The 16,241-nt window shown below is 50.0% G+C and carries 17 protein-coding genes and 1 pseudogene; 17 read left to right on the forward strand and 1 reads right to left on the reverse strand.

The features are described 5' to 3' along the window. Positions 1-116: 116 nt before the first annotated feature. The 13 genes and pseudogenes from B0W44_RS00425 (at position 117) to B0W44_RS00485 (ending at position 11,366) form a co-directional block, all read left to right on the forward strand. The gene (locus B0W44_RS00425) at positions 117-899 is read left to right on the forward strand and encodes a hypothetical protein (protein ID WP_077718305.1); all 783 of its coding nucleotides are present in this window, start codon (positions 117-119) and stop codon (positions 897-899) included. Between the two features lie 12 nt (positions 900-911). After that, positions 912-1,715 carry a Flp pilus assembly protein CpaB gene (gene cpaB, locus B0W44_RS00430; RefSeq protein WP_077718306.1) on the forward strand — a complete coding sequence of 268 codons (804 nt, stop codon included), beginning with the start codon at positions 912-914 and terminating at the stop codon, positions 1,713-1,715. 20 nt (positions 1,716-1,735) lie between these two features. Continuing rightward, positions 1,736-2,872: a CpaE/TadZ family protein gene (locus B0W44_RS00435; RefSeq protein ID WP_077718307.1), complete on the forward strand. Its 1,137-nt coding sequence runs from the start codon at positions 1,736-1,738 to the stop codon at positions 2,870-2,872. A 3-nt stretch (positions 2,873-2,875) separates the two neighbouring features. Then, positions 2,876-4,218: pseudogene (locus B0W44_RS00440) on the forward strand (CpaF family protein). Next, the gene (locus B0W44_RS00445; RefSeq protein ID WP_077718308.1) at positions 4,215-5,147 is read left to right on the forward strand and encodes a type II secretion system F family protein; all 933 of its coding nucleotides are present in this window, start codon (positions 4,215-4,217) and stop codon (positions 5,145-5,147) included. The pseudogene B0W44_RS00440 and the gene B0W44_RS00445 overlap by 4 nt, the downstream one beginning before the upstream one ends. A gap of 6 nt (positions 5,148-5,153) precedes the next feature. Further along, entirely contained in the window at positions 5,154-6,092 is a 939-nt protein-coding gene (locus tag B0W44_RS00450) for a type II secretion system F family protein (RefSeq protein ID WP_077718309.1), read from the forward strand. A gap of 52 nt (positions 6,093-6,144) precedes the next feature. Next, a complete protein-coding gene (locus tag B0W44_RS00455) occupies positions 6,145-6,363 on the forward strand; it encodes a hypothetical protein (protein ID WP_077718310.1) in 219 nt (72 codons plus the stop codon). Positions 6,364-6,383: 20 nt separating this feature from the next. Then, a complete protein-coding gene (locus B0W44_RS00460) occupies positions 6,384-6,764 on the forward strand; it encodes a TadE/TadG family type IV pilus assembly protein (RefSeq protein ID WP_077718311.1) in 381 nt (126 codons plus the stop codon). After that, on the forward strand, positions 6,764-7,543 hold the full coding sequence (locus B0W44_RS00465; protein ID WP_077718312.1) for a pilus assembly protein TadG-related protein: 780 nt from the start codon (positions 6,764-6,766) through the stop codon (positions 7,541-7,543). The genes B0W44_RS00460 and B0W44_RS00465 overlap by 1 nt, the downstream gene beginning before the upstream one ends. Positions 7,544-7,556: 13 nt before the next feature. Then, the gene (locus B0W44_RS00470) at positions 7,557-8,927 is read left to right on the forward strand and encodes a hypothetical protein (protein ID WP_077718313.1); all 1,371 of its coding nucleotides are present in this window, start codon (positions 7,557-7,559) and stop codon (positions 8,925-8,927) included. Between the two features lie 24 nt (positions 8,928-8,951). Further along, positions 8,952-9,248, forward strand: coding sequence for a hypothetical protein (locus B0W44_RS00475; protein ID WP_149026891.1), 297 nt, complete (start codon positions 8,952-8,954; stop codon positions 9,246-9,248). 46 nt (positions 9,249-9,294) lie between these two features. Beyond that, positions 9,295-9,981 (forward strand): hypothetical protein, encoded by a 687-nt coding sequence (locus B0W44_RS00480; RefSeq protein ID WP_077718315.1) that lies wholly within the window; start codon positions 9,295-9,297, stop codon positions 9,979-9,981. 14 nt (positions 9,982-9,995) lie between these two features. After that, positions 9,996-11,366 (forward strand): vWA domain-containing protein, encoded by a 1,371-nt coding sequence (locus B0W44_RS00485; protein WP_077718316.1) that lies wholly within the window; start codon positions 9,996-9,998, stop codon positions 11,364-11,366. Positions 11,367-11,765: 399 nt separating this feature from the next. Here the strand turns inward: B0W44_RS00485 and B0W44_RS00490 are convergent, their stop codons facing one another. Then, on the reverse strand, positions 11,766-12,140 hold the full coding sequence (locus tag B0W44_RS00490; RefSeq protein WP_077721177.1) for a DUF4870 domain-containing protein: 375 nt from the start codon (positions 12,138-12,140) through the stop codon (positions 11,766-11,768). A 495-nt stretch (positions 12,141-12,635) separates the two neighbouring features. Between B0W44_RS00490 and B0W44_RS18960 the strand changes: the two genes are divergently transcribed. From B0W44_RS18960 to B0W44_RS00510, 4 genes are all read left to right on the forward strand, one after another. Beyond that, the gene (locus tag B0W44_RS18960) at positions 12,636-13,835 is read left to right on the forward strand and encodes a C40 family peptidase (protein ID WP_269466620.1); all 1,200 of its coding nucleotides are present in this window, start codon (positions 12,636-12,638) and stop codon (positions 13,833-13,835) included. Positions 13,836-14,085: 250 nt separating this feature from the next. Beyond that, positions 14,086-14,559 (forward strand): CtsR family transcriptional regulator, encoded by a 474-nt coding sequence (locus B0W44_RS00500; protein ID WP_077718317.1) that lies wholly within the window; start codon positions 14,086-14,088, stop codon positions 14,557-14,559. A 5-nt stretch (positions 14,560-14,564) separates the two neighbouring features. Then, a complete protein-coding gene (locus B0W44_RS00505) occupies positions 14,565-15,086 on the forward strand; it encodes a protein-arginine kinase activator protein McsA (RefSeq protein WP_077718318.1) in 522 nt (173 codons plus the stop codon). Between the two features lie 17 nt (positions 15,087-15,103). Beyond that, a complete protein-coding gene (locus tag B0W44_RS00510; RefSeq protein WP_077718319.1) occupies positions 15,104-16,186 on the forward strand; it encodes a protein-arginine kinase McsB in 1,083 nt (360 codons plus the stop codon). The last annotated feature ends 55 nt before the right edge of the window (positions 16,187-16,241 follow it).

The following is a 16,241-nucleotide window of genomic DNA, read 5'->3' on the forward strand; positions in this document are numbered from 1 at the left end:
CGTTGAATAATAAAAAATCAAAACTATTTACCTATTATTTTAATTCGCCAATGCTGCTAATATATGTTTATGGTCAAATTGGCCGCACCAATTTACGAGTCAGGAGTCCCTGAAAAATGCTTGTTGTGCTAGACGAATGGTTCCACTTTGAGAACTTCCCGGCTGAACATTATGCCGTTAAACCACTAAAGATAGGAAGAAAGCATCAAAGTTTGCAACAGTCGTTGAAACAGGAAGGATCAGGCTGGTTGTCGAAGCGGCTGCCGCTCAAACCGTACAGTATAGCGGAGGAACTAGAGTTCTTTACGAAATTGGTAACAGAGCAAGAAACGATTTTGTATTTTTATGAGCCGCGTTACACCAGCACGGACAACCTGTACCGCGTTCGCAACTGGCTTTTACCGGACAAACGGCTGTATCCAGTTCCTGTTTACGGTAACCGTGCGGAAGTTCTTTATTTGATGCATCACCTCGTAGAAACGTTAGGGCAAAAACGTACCGTAACATACCAGGAGTTGCAAAAAGACATTAAGGGGTTGAAAGATCAAGCGACATGTTTAATCATTTCGCCTGAACCGACGAGATTGGTCGAGTGGAAAAAATTGAATTCTGTTTACAAAGGTGTCGGAAAAAAGCAGTACTGCTTAGTAAAGGTCGAGGAGCAGCAGAAGATAAAAACGAGTGAAATCGGAGAACTGGCTGTTTTGTGGCGAAAAGTGTTAAAGGAAGAAGCGTCAGGTGGGGACATTTGGGCAGTGTGTAAAGGTGTTGCAGAAGAGCTTGTTCCCTCAAAACACTTTTATCGTGTGGGAGAGCCAGCCCCTCCTGTCAACGTCCCGTTTGTGCACGCCGTCGTAGTACCGAAAGAGATTGAACAAGAGCGCCACCGATCCGCCTAGGGAGGAAGGAACATGGTCGATTCCAAGCGCAAGGCGATGATTTTTCTCACTTTGGCCTTTATTTTAGCTGTTTTAACGGCTTGGCTCATCATTAATCAAGTCAGCCAAGCACAAGAAACCCTTGGCCAAACGGTTAAAGTGGCAGTCGCCAAAACGGATATCCAAGCGTATACAGACATCTCCCCAGACATGATTGACTGGGTGGACATGCCCCAATCTGCTAATTTGTCTACGTTAATTCAGGATGAAAAAGAGTTGGAAGGACACGTGTCAATCGTCAATTTGGAAAAAGGCGATTTGTTCACAGCTAACTTAGTGAGGTCTCGCATCGACATACCTGCTGACCACCGGGTGGTTTGGCTAAACCCGACAGAGAACGTCATCCTGGATCAAAGTGTGGTGGAAGGTGACAAGGTCGATATTGTCGCTTCCTACAAATCAGGGTCAGGTATCGTCACCAAACGGATACTCCAAAACATCCCTGTTGTGCAGAGCCAAGATCTTAAGAGCGGCGATGATGAAACGAAACAAGCCCTTAAAGTGTCGTTACCTGTTTCCCAGGCTGAGTTGTTGATCCACATGCAAAATACTGCGGAACAAGTACGGGTACTTCGGCTTGACCAATTGCCTCAAGAACAAAAAACGGATGAGGCCCAGCAGACAGAAAACAGCGGAACCCAGGAACAGACGACGAAACAGCAACCCGAAAACCAAGCGAAGGAGCCCGCCTCAAAAAAAGAAGAACCCAAAGACGCGAAACAATCAAACGACAAAAATGACAAAGATGAAAACAAAGATAAAAAGAAAGACAGCTGATTCAAAGGGAGGCTGAAACCGTGAATGAAACAGAAGCACTAATTGTGACAAAGGACGAGGGGTTAGTACATGAGGTAGAGCGTTTGCTAGCGGGACAAGGCCTCCGAGTACATGTCAGTGAAGATTGGAAGCAGCCTTTTACCGAACGTGGGAAATACGCGTATTACTTGGTTGACGACAGGACCGTTAAAAAAGTCGATGACGTAAACGTGCCATCCGCCAGTTGGTTAATCGTACTCATAGGCCAGCGGTCATTTGACCGGGTAAGGGATTGGTTGAAACAAGGGGCTCATGATGTACTTGTCATTCCCGACGAATTAGAAAAGTTAAACGCATTAGCTCAACGTATGGCGGTGCGCGCTCCTATCGATGAGACAGCGGCAGCGCAAAGGAATGCCCTTGACGCCGGTGGGAGAGTGAGGGCATTTTACAGTGTGAAGGGCGGCAGCGGCAAAACTGTCATATCCGCAATGGTTGCCCAAAGTTTACAATTGCAGTTCGGCAAGCGTGTCATGTTAATTGATTTCAACGCGCAATTCGGCGGGCTGGAGGTGATCCTCGGCTTGGAGTCGCCCCGGTCGTATTTGGATTTACAGCCCGTTTTGCAAGAACTGTCGTTTAACCACATCCAGAATGTCGCGGTCAAAGAAGAGACGACGGGAATTCACGTGCTCCTCAGCCCGTTAAACCCGGAACAGGCCGAAAGTATTTCGGATGAATTAGTCACGCGCGTGCTTCAGACGTGCAAAGCCCACTTCGATGAAGTGATTTTGGACTTGCCGAGCACGCTGAATACCGTCAGCTTTACCGCTTTGACTGGAGCGGATGACATATACTACGTCGTGACACCGGACAGCATGGCGGTGCGGGGACTGAAACACGCTCTGGATTTGTTCCGCCGGTTTCAAATCGGAAACCACGGCAATGTGCATCTCATCGTGAACCGCAACAACAAAAAAAGCGAACTGTCGGAGAAAGACCTCACTCAATTGGTGGATTTGCCGCTGATAGGAAGCGTTCGGGCAGACTACTACGGCATTCAACCTTTTGTGAATATGGGACGTCCGTTTTACAGCAAAAAAGGGGATAAAGGGTCCTCCAAAGTGGCGCAAGACGTCCGTTTGCTGGTGGAGAAGGCATTGTTAAAAGGGGTGTAGAACATGTCCTGGCTTGAGCGCGTGAAGCAACAGACAAATTCACCGGCATCTAACGGAGAGGCGGACTGGAATGTCTCGGACACTCAACTTGAACAGCGGGCACGTCATTATAAAGCCCGCCTGATTAAAGAAGCGGATCTCGAGGCCATTACCAAGTTACCTCCGAATGAAATGAAGCAGACCATAGAGCGCCTCGTGTACCGCATGATAGAGGAAGAGCGCGCCATCATCCCGCGGCAGGAGATGGAAGCCCTCGTCAGGCAAATCATCCATGAATCGGTCGGGTACGGTCCCCTGGAAGTTTTGCTCAGAGAAGACGACATTACGGAGATCATGGTCAACGGCCCGAGGGAGGTCTACATCGAGCGCAGAGGGAGATTGGAAAAGACAGATGTCCGATTCAAGGATGAGCAGCACATCCGTCACATTATTGACCGTATCATCGCACCGTTAGGCAGGAGGATCGACGAGAGTTCCCCTATGGTGGACGCCCGGCTGCACGACGGAAGCCGCGTCAATGCGGTCATTCCCCCGATCAGTTTGAACGGGCCCGTCATGTCCATTCGCAAATTTAACAAAGATCCGTTTACCATCGACGACCTCATTTCATTTGGCTCATTTACGGAGGAAATGGCAGAATTTCTCCGCGCTGCCGTGAAGGCCAAGTGCAATATTCTCGTCTCTGGGGAACAGGGAGCGGAAAGACGACCCTGTTGAATGTGCTCTCGGCGTCTATTCCTTTTGGTGAACGCATTGTCATCATTGAGGACATGGCGGAACTCCGATTTGAGTACGACAATGTGGTCCGTTTAGAAGCGAGGCCTCCCAACATGGAGGGAGAAGGGGAAATTACGATTCGCCAACTGGTGCGCAACGCGTTGCGCATGCGGCCGGATCGCATCATTGTCGGAGAGGTCCGGGGTTCAGAGGCCATAGATATGCTGCAAGCGATGAACACCGGTCACGAGGGGTCCCTGACGACCGTTCACGCCAATTCACCGAAAGACGCCCTCGGGAGACTGGAAGCGATGGTGATCATGTCCGGATTGCCCCTGACAGTCGACGTCATCCGCGGATACTTTGTCAGTGCTCTGGACTTGATCGTCCAAAGTGAGCGGTTGCCGGACGGAAAACGCAAACTTGTCAGCATTGCCGAAATCGGCGAAGAAGCCGGGCACATCCAAGTGAGAGACATCTTCCGCTACGAGCAGCAGGGGGTTGCCGAAGACGGTACGGTACAAGGCCGGTTCGTCGCTACGGGCTACGTTCCGCGAGTTTACCACCGGATGAAAACTTTCGGCATCACACTGCCGGAAACGTTGTTCAGGGAGGAGGTTTTCTCGTGACTGTGGCGTGGATTAGCGCCAGCGCCGCTATCTTTTCGTTCTTCGTCTTTGTGTACTACGTCATCCAAAGTGTGGTGACGCGGAATACCCGTAAGCGCGTAGACGACTGGTTTGAGCGGGAACGGGAGCAGGAAAGGAAAAGTACCATCCTGTTAATCGGGGATAAATACGACAACTCCGAACTCGCGGAGGAGCTGAAGAAGAAGTTAATACAAGCCGATTTGCGTCTCAAGCCTTCTGAGTATGTCGGCATTTGCCTCTTCCTGTTCGGTGCGTTGCTGTTCGTCGGGCACTTTCTGTTCCAGCTCATTTTTATCGTGAATGTGACGGTCGCCTATTTCGTCGTTTGGCTCGGTTCTAAAATGTTTTTGAGATCCCGGCAAAACAGGCGAACGGAAAGTTTTAACAAGCAATTGCCAGAAATTTGTCGCATGATGAGCAATACAGTCAAGGCCGGCTTGACGATTCCGCAGGGCATTGAAATGGTAGCCCAAGAGATGAAAGAGCCAGCGGGCCCTGAATTTCAAGCGATGTCCCAACAACTAAAGCTCGGGGATGATTTTGACGAGGTAATGAACCGGTTCCGCGACCGCATTGCCAGTAAAGAATTGAACATTTTCGTGAGCACGGTACTCATTCAGCGGCGTGTAGGCGGGAACTTGGCGGAAGTGCTGAGTCTGATGGCCGATACGCTGGAAGAGCGAGCCCGGGTGAACAAAGAGGTGGACACTGTAACGGCGGAGGCGCGGTTTGTCGCCTTTATTCTGCCGATTATGCCGCTCGTGATGGCCTTGATGATGAACTTGTTTATCGAAGGGTTTCTCAACCCGCTGTTTTCGACGTGGGGATTGGTGTTGTTGTCCATTTTTTTAGCCATGCAGTTTCTCGCCTTCATCATCATTCGCCAAATCACGAAGATAAGGGTGTAAAGTTGCATGAGTCCGCATTTTAGTACGCTGGTCACCTTGTTGATCTTAATCATACTGGGGCTCTTGTTTGTGAGTTTTGTGTACGTGTGGCTGTTTATTGCCAAAAAACAGCGCCTCGTGTCGTACCTCAAGCCCCTAGATAAGAAAAAAGAGAAACGGAGAAAGTGGAGGGAACGGCTGTGGACTCCTGTCGTTAAAGCGGCAGACTACGTCGGGCCAACGGCAGTGAAGTACCCGCTCATGTTCGACCTCGAGCAGGACAGGCAACAGCTCGTCCGGGCGGGGAATCCGATGGGAATGGATGTGGAGACGTTTCACGGACTGCGCTTCGTTCTCGGATTCGGCAGCTTGCTGTTCAGTACCCTTTACACTTTTTTGGGGATGCCGTTTGCCCTTCTGTTGCTGGTGGTGTTACCGCTCAGCGGGTTCATGTTTCCCTCGGCTTGGCTGTGGTACCGCGTGAGAGAGCGGCAAGACATCATCAGTGCCACGATGCCGGACTTTTTAGATACAGTGAGCATTACGCTGCAGGCAGGGGTGTCCATGGATTCCGCATTGCGGCAAGTGACAGAACAAATGGACGGACCGCTAAGTGAGGAAATTCAGCGGTTTAACCGTGAAATTGATTTGGGTGTCCCCCGGCGGCAGGCGCTGCTCAATTTGTTGAACCGCAATACATCAAAAGAACTGGAAATGTTGGTGAACTCGCTGATGCAAGGGGCTGATCTGGGAGTGCCGGTGTCTACGACGTTTCGGGTACAGGCAGAAGATTTGCGGTCGATGCGCGGCTTTCGCGCCAAAGAGAAGGCGGCGAAGGCGAGTCCGCAAGTGACACTAGTGACGACGTTTCTCGTGGCGCCTGCCGTGTTTTTCCTCATTATCGGCCTCTTGTTTTTGAACATGTTATACAACCCTGAAGCATTCGGACTGGATGTCTGGTTCTGATGTTTCAGGGATCATATAAAATCAATCAAAATTTAAAAGGAGAGGATAGACGATGTTTAGACGGTGGTACGTTTCCTTGACGTCGCGTATCAACCAGGCTGTGCAAAACGAGCGGGGAGCTCAGGCTTTAGAATGGATTGCCCTCGGCATGCTCGTGTTGGCCATCATGGGAGCTATCGCCGCCACAATGGAGGGCGATACACAACTTGGACAAGCGGTGAAGAACTCGCTGTCTAACATGATTAACAGCCTCAGCGAAGGTGGGAATTAAGCCGAGAAGGTGTGAAAAAGTTGAAACGCTGGAGACGCTGGATTGGAAATGAGCGGGGATCACAGCTGATCGAATTTTTAGCTGTGTTCCCCATGATCGTCATGGCCCTGCTGTTTATTTGGCAGATGGCCCTCGTGGCGTATACCGTCGTAGTCGCGGAAGCAGCCGCCCGCGACGGCGCCCGGGTGGCAGCAGTAGGGGGAGATTATGAAGCGGCCGTTGAACGGGCGGCTTACGGGCTCGATGTGAGCAGTAACAGCTATTCGAGTTCGACAGACTACGGCGAAGAAGTGACTGTGACGGTGACAGCGTCAATTCCGTCTATTAAAATACCGTTTATCGGGAAAATAGAGGAAACGTTGACAGCCGACGCGTCCATGCCAAAGGAGGATGAGGACTGATGAAGATCCCGTATCTCAATAACGAGAGGGGCAACACGCTCATGGTGGTGCTCGGACTGTTGATCGCGGCCATCTTCATCAGCTTCATCTTTTTTGACTTTTTCACGACGTTTGCCAACAAGCGCGTCAGCCAGACGGGAGCAGATGCTGCCGCTCTGGGTGCAGCGCAAAAGATCAAAGAGATTTATGACGCAAAACTCGATGACGAGATAGAGGAACGAATGGACCAGTTGCGAGAAGAAGCGAACCATCTCGTCGACGAATTGCTGGGAAGACATGAGGACGAGGAAGGAAATACCGAAGACGACGAAGGCGAGGACGAGTCGGAAGAGCCAGAAGTGACAGAAGACGAGGCCTGGGAAGAAGTTCTGGACGAAATGGACATCCCAGATGAGCTTCGCGATGCGATCCGCTATCCGTGGGCAGATTTCGATGCAAACGAGGCGTTGAAATATCTCTTCCACAACCCGTGGTACAAGGACATTTTCTCATTTGATAACGACATTGAGGAAATAAACGACGTCGTCTGTGAGGAAATCGTGAACACCGAATCCGAGTGGCGGGAGGCCGCTCGTTACTACGCTGTCACCAACGGTGCAAAAGAAGACGTGGACATCGACTTTATCGGCGATGAGTTCCGCGTGTACGTTCGCGTCAAACGTGAGCCCTCATTCATTACGGTAGACGAATCACTGTTTGGTGAAGGTGAACGGGACATTTACGCGGAAGCGGAAGCCAGCATCAAAACACCGACAGGAATTGACATCATATGCGATTAGAAGGGGGGATAACATGCGTAGTACAGAAGGAAGTAAAATGCGATACATAATCAGTTTGGCGCTGCTGTTCACACTGCTGCTCCCATTTTCGCCCGTATACGGAGACAGTTCAATTGAGTACGACGACAACGGATTGACGCCCACCGAGCAGCAGGAAGGGAACAGCGGCGGGTTCGGTTGGAATCCGCTCGGTTGGGATTGGAGCGGTGTGGGTGATTTTTTTGGTGATTTGTGGGACGGATTTGTCGACGGCCTCTCCAGTGCCTGGGAGGGAACGGTAGACTTTTTTTCGAATCTGGGCGACATGATGGCCGATTTGTGGAATGCGCTCCCTGATTGGGCCCAAGACCTCATCATCACTGTTGGCCTGATTTTGGGGGTCGCTATCGCCGCGGTTCTCCTTGTCGTCGCCGGCGTGATTTCTGTCGCCGTCGCAGTGGTGGCGGTGGTGGCCGCAGCCATTGCCGGCATTATATACTATGCGCTGTACGGTGGTACCGATGCGTTCAACTGGATGCATGCGGCCGGATGGATTTTCGGATCGGCTCTCGTCGCTGGCCTTGCTACGTTTGCTGTGACGTCCATTGGACTCGGCACGATTTGGGCTGGAATCAAATCGTTTGGGGCTATGCTCGGCAGTTGGATCGCCCGTGGCCTCTCCGGCATTTGGAGCGGCTTGAGGTGGTTGGGAGGGAAAGCCTGGGGCGGCCTCAGATGGCTGGGCGGCAAGACCTGGGGCGGCCTCAAATGGCTGGGCAGCAAAATGTGGGGTGTCCTTAAACCAGCGGGAAGCTGGGTTTGGACGTTCATCAAGGCAAATGTGACCGCTGGATTGGTGAGCGCCCTCGCCAGTATGGCAATCGACGGATTTAAATACTTCGTCCTTGGCGAAAGCATGACTCTAGGCAACTTTGTCACGAATACGCTTTTGTCAGCACTGTTTGGTTTCGTCGGGGGACCGATTGCTGGAAATATTAAAGTCGCGTTTCAAGCGAGAAGTTGGGGCCAACTCGTTGGTTGGGCCGGCCTAACTGGTTTGTTGGCTGGAGCGAATAATTTACTAGGTGATCTTTTTAAAGGGGAAGCGTCATGGCACAGTTTTGTATCGGGTACTCTGGCTGGATTGTTCGGTGCTCCTTTTGCAAGTAGTCTTTCAGACGTGGGAGGAGGATTTTTGGCAAATCTAGGAGTTGATTTCGGTACAAAGGCGATCGAAGAGTTTGTGAAGGCAGGATACAATAATGCGGGAGAGATATTTTCGTTTTTTGCAGACACGGCTGTCGCTTACTACGACTTTTTTGTCAACATAGAATTTTACTTCAATTATTACTATAATCAGATATGGGAGTACCTCCTACAGCCGTTTCCGTATTTTCCTTTTTAAATCAGAGTGTTCGGAGTGAATGCGTTGAGTAATAAAGGGTGGACTGCGTTACAGATTTGCTCGGGTGCTGCAATTGTGGTGATTATGATATTGGGTTTTACGGTGTTCGGTGAACAGCAAAGCGACGGTTCATTTGTCGCAAAAAGGACACCTTTAACCGTATTTTTAGGATTACTGTTGCCGTTCTTTGGTTTATTCGTTATTTTGGCTGAAGTGCGGAAACGCACCGGTGAACTGAGTGTGAGAACATTTTTGCTCGCGGCCCTTTGGTTTGGAGGCATTGCCTTGCTCCTGACCCTTATGAGTCTTTTTCGAAATTAAACGTGGCCCTTATAACGAGAAGTACTCATAACAGAAGGTGGTTGTGTTGGATTACGTAAAAGCCGACAAGGCTGTTAAAAATGCAGTGATCGCGGCATTAGTTTCGGCAGGAGTTACGGCCGTTTTGTCGGTTTTCACCATTTTTACAAATGTGGAAGTGCTTCCCGTCAGTCCCGCATTTTTTGTAGATATTGTCGTTATGCTGGGACTGGCGTTCGGTGTGTACAAGAAGAGCCGCGTGTGTGCGGTGTTGCTGCTCCTGTACTACCTTATCGGACAAATCAGCGTCTGGCTGTCATTGGGGAATGTGTCTTCTCTCCCGATGGCCCTTGTCTTCTGCTACTTTTATGTGCAGGGGATACGGGGAACGTTTGCATACCACAGCATGACGTCTAACGTGTCTTTAGATGACGAACCCAAAAAAACCACTGAAGTGACCAAACGTTCCATTCCGGGAATCATATCTTTCACTTTAGGGGCCGGGCTTTTTGTGACCATCGTCGTCATCGTGCTCTTCGGCTCTGGTGCCTCTCAAGGCATTAAGATTGTGATCGGTTTGTTGATGATGACGAGCATTCTCGCAAGTGTGACGGGGCTCGTGTTCGGCATCGTCGGACTCATCCAAAAAAACCGGCGGCGTTTGTTTTCTGTATTGGGCGTTATTTTAAACGGGCTGTTTTCCTTTTTGTACGTTGCCGCTGCAGTTTCTTTTGCTCAGAATCTGGGATTTTAGGAGGGTCAAACAAGTTGTACAACGTTCGGCTGTGGCTTTACATCAGCGTTGTATTTCTGCTCATTGCAGCAGGATGCACGGGGGAAGCGGGTACTTCCGAAGAGGGGGACACTTCAGAAGTAGAACAGGAGGAGGCAGACAAGGAAGAAGATGGAGGAATAGCTAATTTAGCGGAAGCCCTTGAGGCACAGGACGTTCCGCAGACGACGGAAGAACTGATTGCGTATCCAGCGGGACCGCTGTCTGGGCAATATTTCGATGACAATCGTGAAGAGATTGAGGAGACGCTATCCAAGTTGCCCAAAATCGACGAAACGCCTGAACAAGAGACAGTGAAGGCCTACTGGGCGAAATTGCTGTCTTTGTTCGCGGAAGATTATCCGGACCCGGCGGACCTCCTCAGTGAGTGGAAAATGACGGAGTTCGGCAATCCCGAATGGAACGATCCGCGCTTGCAGTTTAAGGAGAATTACAACGTGGAAATTATTTTAGATGCAAGTGGCAGCATGGCTAACGTGATCGGGGATAAAACAATGATGGAATTGGCGAAAGAAGCCATTCGCGACTTTGCGGCTGCTCTCCCGGAAGAAGCGAACGTCGGTCTTCGCGTGTACGGGCACAAGGGAAGTAATGCCGATGCTGACAAAAAAGTGTCGTGCGAGAGTAGCGAACTCGTGTACGACATACAGCCTTACGATGAAGACAAGTTAAAGGAAGCCCTGGATCAATTTGAGCCGACCGGCTGGACTCCCATTGCCCGTTCTCTGGAAGGGGCACAGCAAGATCTCGCAGACTACGACGGTGAAAACAATACAAATATCATTTACCTCGTCAGTGATGGGGTTGAGACGTGTGACGGCGATCCTGTGAAAGTGGCGAAAGCACTGTCCGAGTCCGATGTGACGCCGCTAATTAACGTCATCGGATTCAACGTGGACGGAGAGGGGCAGGAGGAACTGCGAAAAATTGCTGAAGCAGCCGACGGGCATTACGCTACCGCCCAAAACCAGGAGCAGTTAAAACAGGAGCTGGACCGCTCACAAGAGATTGCCACGAAGTGGATACAGTGGAAGCTGGATGCAGATACAGAGAATATTAATACGCTCCAAGAGCGGGAAAGCTCGGTTCACGCCTTTAAGAACGAGTGGGGAGAAAAAAAGTCACGGGAATACCGGAACCTCGACGAAGCGATTCACTATTTGTCCGCTAACGGACACATACCGCACGGCATGAGAGAACCGTTGCGGGATTTGCGTGAAAAACATTACAACTTGGTCAACGACTCAGAGAATACAACGTATCAAGATTTAAAGTCCGTAGCGCGCAAAAGTTTTGAAGAAATGGAAGAGGAAATTAAGGAAAAGTACGGACAAAACGCCCCGTAGCTCATACGACAAGAGAACCTTCCTATCGTCGGTAACGGTCTGTTACCGTCTTTTTTTATGTTTCCTAAAGTAAAAATTAAAATGTGAAGACTATCTGTATCTCATGTAAAGGTCTCAGAAAGATGTTTTTAATAGCGCTCCAAATTTCACTACCGCCACATTTTTTGTACTTGTGGCCGCAATAGCCGACTGGCTTGTGACAACCGGTTCCCAGGTAAAAAACTAGCTATAGCGAGGTGATCGAACTGAATGATAAAAAATGGATGTGGGGCATTGCAGTGCTCTCAGCTTTTTACCAGTCAGTATGTTTCGGTGAAACACTTGAGATCAAGTTCAAGCGAGCTGCTGTTGAAAGAGCAGGTACAATCGACGTTGTTGGCGACGGTACCTGCAGAAGTTTTACGTCTGGCTATTCGTGGATTGGTCAAATTTTTTCATCAAGGTTTCGGCAATGTCGCTGGCGACGGGCAGTTTATACAGTTCCTTTTGGTAGGCTTTGATCATGAGCACAATCCACAATGCGAGGCCGAAGAGAGAAACAAGGGTTCGCAAAAACCAACCGACAAGCGGGATCACATCCAGTATGAGATAGGCGATCCACAAAGACAAAAAAGTGACGAGTGACTGCATGGCGTGAAACTTGACAAACGGACTTTTTTTCTCCAAAAGAATAAATATCAGACCGGTGACGAATGTCCCGAGGTAGCATAAAAGGCCTGCGATGTGTTCGTCGATCCCTGTCGACGATTTTTCGTTTTGATTCGAATCTTCCACATTTTTCACCTCTCTTTGCACCTATAATTGTCGATCATTGTATCAAAATGACCCTTTAATTACCATAAGATTACCCAAAATCATCCAAATCGCCTACAAAATCTGGAGTTCCGATAGGTATTTTGAATGATCGTTGAGAACCGTTGAGCAATCTTTCACATACTGGACAGGTTGCCGCATATTGCTTGACTTGCCTGTTTCACGATACCGAAAGGTTTGAAAATCACAACGTCTAAGCGTGCAATGGCGACACTGTCTGCAGGCTGCGGTACGTACAAATTTTTATTCCAAAGACAAGGGGTCTATCAAAAATTTCGGCACAATATCTCGGTTTCTCCCTTTTACTCTGGAACGAGATATTGTGTTTTCTTGTGTACTTTACCGGCACAGTACGGGAAAAGAATCGGTCCCTGAGGTAAAAATCATAGGTTTTTGTGCCGATGTAATAACTACTAGTCTATGAAGCGAAATAGTATACAGGGGGAGTCATAAGTCGTGGTCAATCCGACAAAAGTAAAGAAAGTCGTACTTTCGTCCACCGTCGCGGGTATGATGTTGACCGCTCCGATGACGGGTTATGCGGCGCTTGGCGACCAAACGTTAAGGCCAGGCATGTCACACAGTGACGTGAAAGAGTTGCAAGAGTTGTTGCGGGAAAAAGGGTATTTCACTTACCACACGTCGACCGGATACTTCGGCAGCATGACGAAACAAGCTGTGATGGATTTTCAACGACATGCGAAAATTCGAGTGGATGGCATTGTAGGACCGCAGACATTTCAAGCGTTAAAGGTGACGTACTCTCGAGGAAAACAGACTTCCAATGCAAGTGCGACACCACTGCTTCGCTTAGGATCCCGCGGACAAGCCGTGACGGAGTTGCAAAACATGTTGAAAAGGGAGGGCTTGTACCGTTATCAAATTGACGGCATTTTCGGTTCCAGAACCGAGCAGGCGGTTCGGCAGTTCCAGCAAAAAAACAAATTGCTCATAGACGGGATCGTCGGACCGCAAACGTGGGCTGCTCTGAACGGTGTGGAGTCTCAACCGGACAAACCGACCCAAGCATCCCCGCCCAAACATAGTTCCAATCCCGTTTTGCGCCTTGGCGCCCGCGGGGAGGCTGTGAAAGAACTGCAAAAAAAATTGAAGGAAGCGGGTGTCTACCCGTATGCCGTCGATGGCCTCTTCGGTCAGCAGACCCTGTCTGCTGTCAAAAGCTTTCAGCTGCAGCAAGGGCTCGCCGTTGACGGCGTCGTCGGCCCTAAAACGTGGGAAAAGTTGAAATCGCCGGACAAAAACAAGTCGGGAGGGAGCAATTCCGGCAGTACGCGTTTGAATGTCATTCAATTGGTGGCGGATGCCAGCAAACTGATGGGCGTGCCTTACGTGTGGGGTGGCACGACACCCAGCGGTTTCGACTGCAGCGGGTTTATCGTGTACGTGTTTAAAAAGCAAGGTGTCCACCTGCCCCGGACAGTGGCTGAACAGTGGAAGGTCGGAAAGAAAGTGAGTAAACCGAGTGTCGGAGATGTGGTCTTCTTTGAAACGTATAAACCGGGTCCGTCCCATAACGGCATATATGTGGGAAACAACCAGTTTATTCACGCCGGATCGTCAACGGGGGTCACAGTGAGCAATATGAACTCCAGTTATTGGAAGTCCCGTTATTTAGGAGCGCGACAACTGCATTGAATGATTTTTAAGCTGATACCATACAATGACATAGAGACGTCACGAAGCTTGGGATCTACAACGTCTTGCGAAGATGTGGACGTTCCCAAGCTTTATCTTTTTTAGCAAATGGAGCTGAGAATTGTGTGTGGCGGTATGAAGTGTACCGTGTTTAGGGGAATATAAGAATAAAGTTGAAAAAGCTCTTGTCAAACAGATGAGAACTTTATATAATATAGTCAAAGTTAGTCAAAGTCAACGGAGGTTGCCTATGGCTAATGTTTCTGATGTGATCGAACAGTATATCAAGCAAGTATTATCAGAATGTGACGATGGCGTTTTAGAAATTCAGCGCAGTGAGTTGGCGAAGCTCTTTCAGTGTGTGCCGTCTCAGATTAATTACGTCATCAGTACCCGCTTTACAGTGGAAAAAGGGTACAAAGTCGAGAGCAAGCGCGGCGGAGGCGGTTACATTCGCATTCAAAAAATTGAGTGGACGTGCCCCAAGTCTTGGTACGACAACGTGATGCGCTTGATTGGCAACCGCGTGACTCAAGTGGCGGCGGAAGGGATTATTGACCAGCTGGAAGAACAGAAACACGTGACAGAACGGGAAGGGCGCTTGATGCGCACTGTCGTTTCCCGGAATGTGTTGAACGTTCCGACGCCGTTACGCGATCAGTTGCGGGCAAACATTTTGCGGGCCCTCATTACGCAATTACTTATTCGCGAAGAAGGAGGTTAAACAGTATGGTTTGCCAAGAATGCGGTGAAAGGCCGGCATCTCTTCACTTTACGAAGATCGTCAACGGGGAGAAAACGGAATTCCACTTGTGCGAAGCGTGTGCCAGGGAGAAAGGTGAGATTCTGCCTGGAACTCAAAACGGCTTTTCCATCCACAATTTACTGTCTGGCATGCTCAATTTTGACTTTCCGAATCAAACGGCGTCCAAAGCGAAGACGTCGCCTAAAAGTTTGCGTTGCGGGACGTGCGGACTGACGTACCAACAGTTCAGCAAGATGGGCCGATTTGGTTGCAGCGACTGTTACCGGCACTTTGAGCCGGTGCTAGAGCCTTTGTTTCGGCGCGTACACGGTAATACGACCCACAGCGGCAAAGTGCCTGAACGGGCGGGAAGCCAGCTCAAACGCAAACGCGAACTGAGTGACCTGAAGGCGCTGCTCAACCAGCTCGTCGCCAGAGAGGAATTCGAAGAAGCGGCTCGCGTACGGGACCGCATTCGCGAATTGGAACAGAATCGTGAAGCTTAAGCGGGGTGAACGGTTAAATGGCATTACAACGGTTTATGAAAAACGCTGTAAGTGAATGGATGAAAGGGGAAGGACCCCATTCGGACATTATGATCAGCAGCCGCATCCGCATCGCGCGCAATTTCCGCGACATTCCTTTCCCGATGTTGGCTACATCTTCGCAAGCGAATGAAGTGATTAAGCGGGTGCACCGCGCATTTCAAAAGATAGGTACACATAGACAGCTGGCCGGTTCGGAACTCATTCGCATGGATGACTTGACCGAATTGCAGCGCCGCGTTTTAGTTGAAAAGCATTTGATCAGTCCGGCGCTGGCCGAGGAATCCCGGCAAGGTGCCGTCATCTTGAGTGGAAGCGAAGCTGTGAGCATCATGATTAACGAAGAAGACCACCTGCGCATACAGTGTTTGTTCCCAGGCTTGCAGCTACAGGAAGCGTGGACCCTCGCCAGCGAGTTGGACGATCAGTTTGAACAGGAGCTCGACTTCGCTTTTGACGAAAAGCGCGGTTACTTGACGAGTTGTCCGACGAATGTCGGGACTGGAGTTCGGGCTTCGGTCATGGTCCATCTCCCTGCCCTGACGATGACACAGCAGATCAAGCGCATTTTGCCTGCTGTCACACAAGTAGGGCTTGCTGTCCGGGGCATCTACGGCGAGGGAAGTGAGGCGGTCGGGAGCCTGTTTCAAATTTCCAACCAAATTACACTGGGTCAGTCGGAACGGGAGATTGTCGATAAAATATCGAGTGTCGCCCTGCAAATCATGCATCACGAGAAAAAAGCGCGTGAACAATTAATGAATGAAGCCCGTTTAAAATTAGAAGACCGCGTACAGCGCTCCCTTGGCATTTTGTCGCACGCCCGGGTCATAGACAGTAAGGAAGCGACGGAGCGACTGTCCGATTTACGGCTGGGGATCGACCTCGGATTGATCAAGGGCGTGTCCAGTACGATTTTGAACGAACTGATGGTCATGACGCAACCCGGTTTTTTGCAGCAAATAGCGGAACGAGGCCTCGGTTCTGGAGAGCGCGATGTGCGCAGGGCTCAACTTATACGGGAACGCCTCGCCGGTGAGCGGGGAGCAGCCGAAAAGTGACGGGCGGGTATGGCGGAAACGGTAAGTGACGAACAATAAGCATGGCGCAATTTTC

The sequence above is a fragment of the Novibacillus thermophilus genome (assembly GCF_002005165.1).
Lineage (GTDB): Bacteria > Bacillota > Bacilli > Thermoactinomycetales > Novibacillaceae > Novibacillus > Novibacillus thermophilus.

What these genes read in the sequence shown, in the direction of transcription:
- B0W44_RS00465 (WP_077718312.1), top strand. Translation starts at nt 6,764, where the DNA reads ATGAAGATCCCGTATCTCAATAACGAGAGGGGCAACACGCTCATGGTG.
- B0W44_RS00470 (WP_077718313.1), top strand. Translation starts at nt 7,557, where the DNA reads ATGCGTAGTACAGAAGGAAGTAAAATGCGATACATAATCAGTTTGGCG.
- B0W44_RS00425 (WP_077718305.1), top strand. Translation starts at nt 117, where the DNA reads ATGCTTGTTGTGCTAGACGAATGGTTCCACTTTGAGAACTTCCCGGCT.
- B0W44_RS00455 (WP_077718310.1), top strand. Translation starts at nt 6,145, where the DNA reads ATGTTTAGACGGTGGTACGTTTCCTTGACGTCGCGTATCAACCAGGCT.
- B0W44_RS00505 (WP_077718318.1), top strand. Translation starts at nt 14,565, where the DNA reads ATGGTTTGCCAAGAATGCGGTGAAAGGCCGGCATCTCTTCACTTTACG.
- cpaB (WP_077718306.1), top strand. Translation starts at nt 912, where the DNA reads ATGGTCGATTCCAAGCGCAAGGCGATGATTTTTCTCACTTTGGCCTTT.
- B0W44_RS00500 (WP_077718317.1), top strand. Translation starts at nt 14,086, where the DNA reads ATGGCTAATGTTTCTGATGTGATCGAACAGTATATCAAGCAAGTATTA.
- B0W44_RS00510 (WP_077718319.1), top strand. Translation starts at nt 15,104, where the DNA reads ATGGCATTACAACGGTTTATGAAAAACGCTGTAAGTGAATGGATGAAA.
- B0W44_RS00450 (WP_077718309.1), top strand. Translation starts at nt 5,154, where the DNA reads ATGAGTCCGCATTTTAGTACGCTGGTCACCTTGTTGATCTTAATCATA.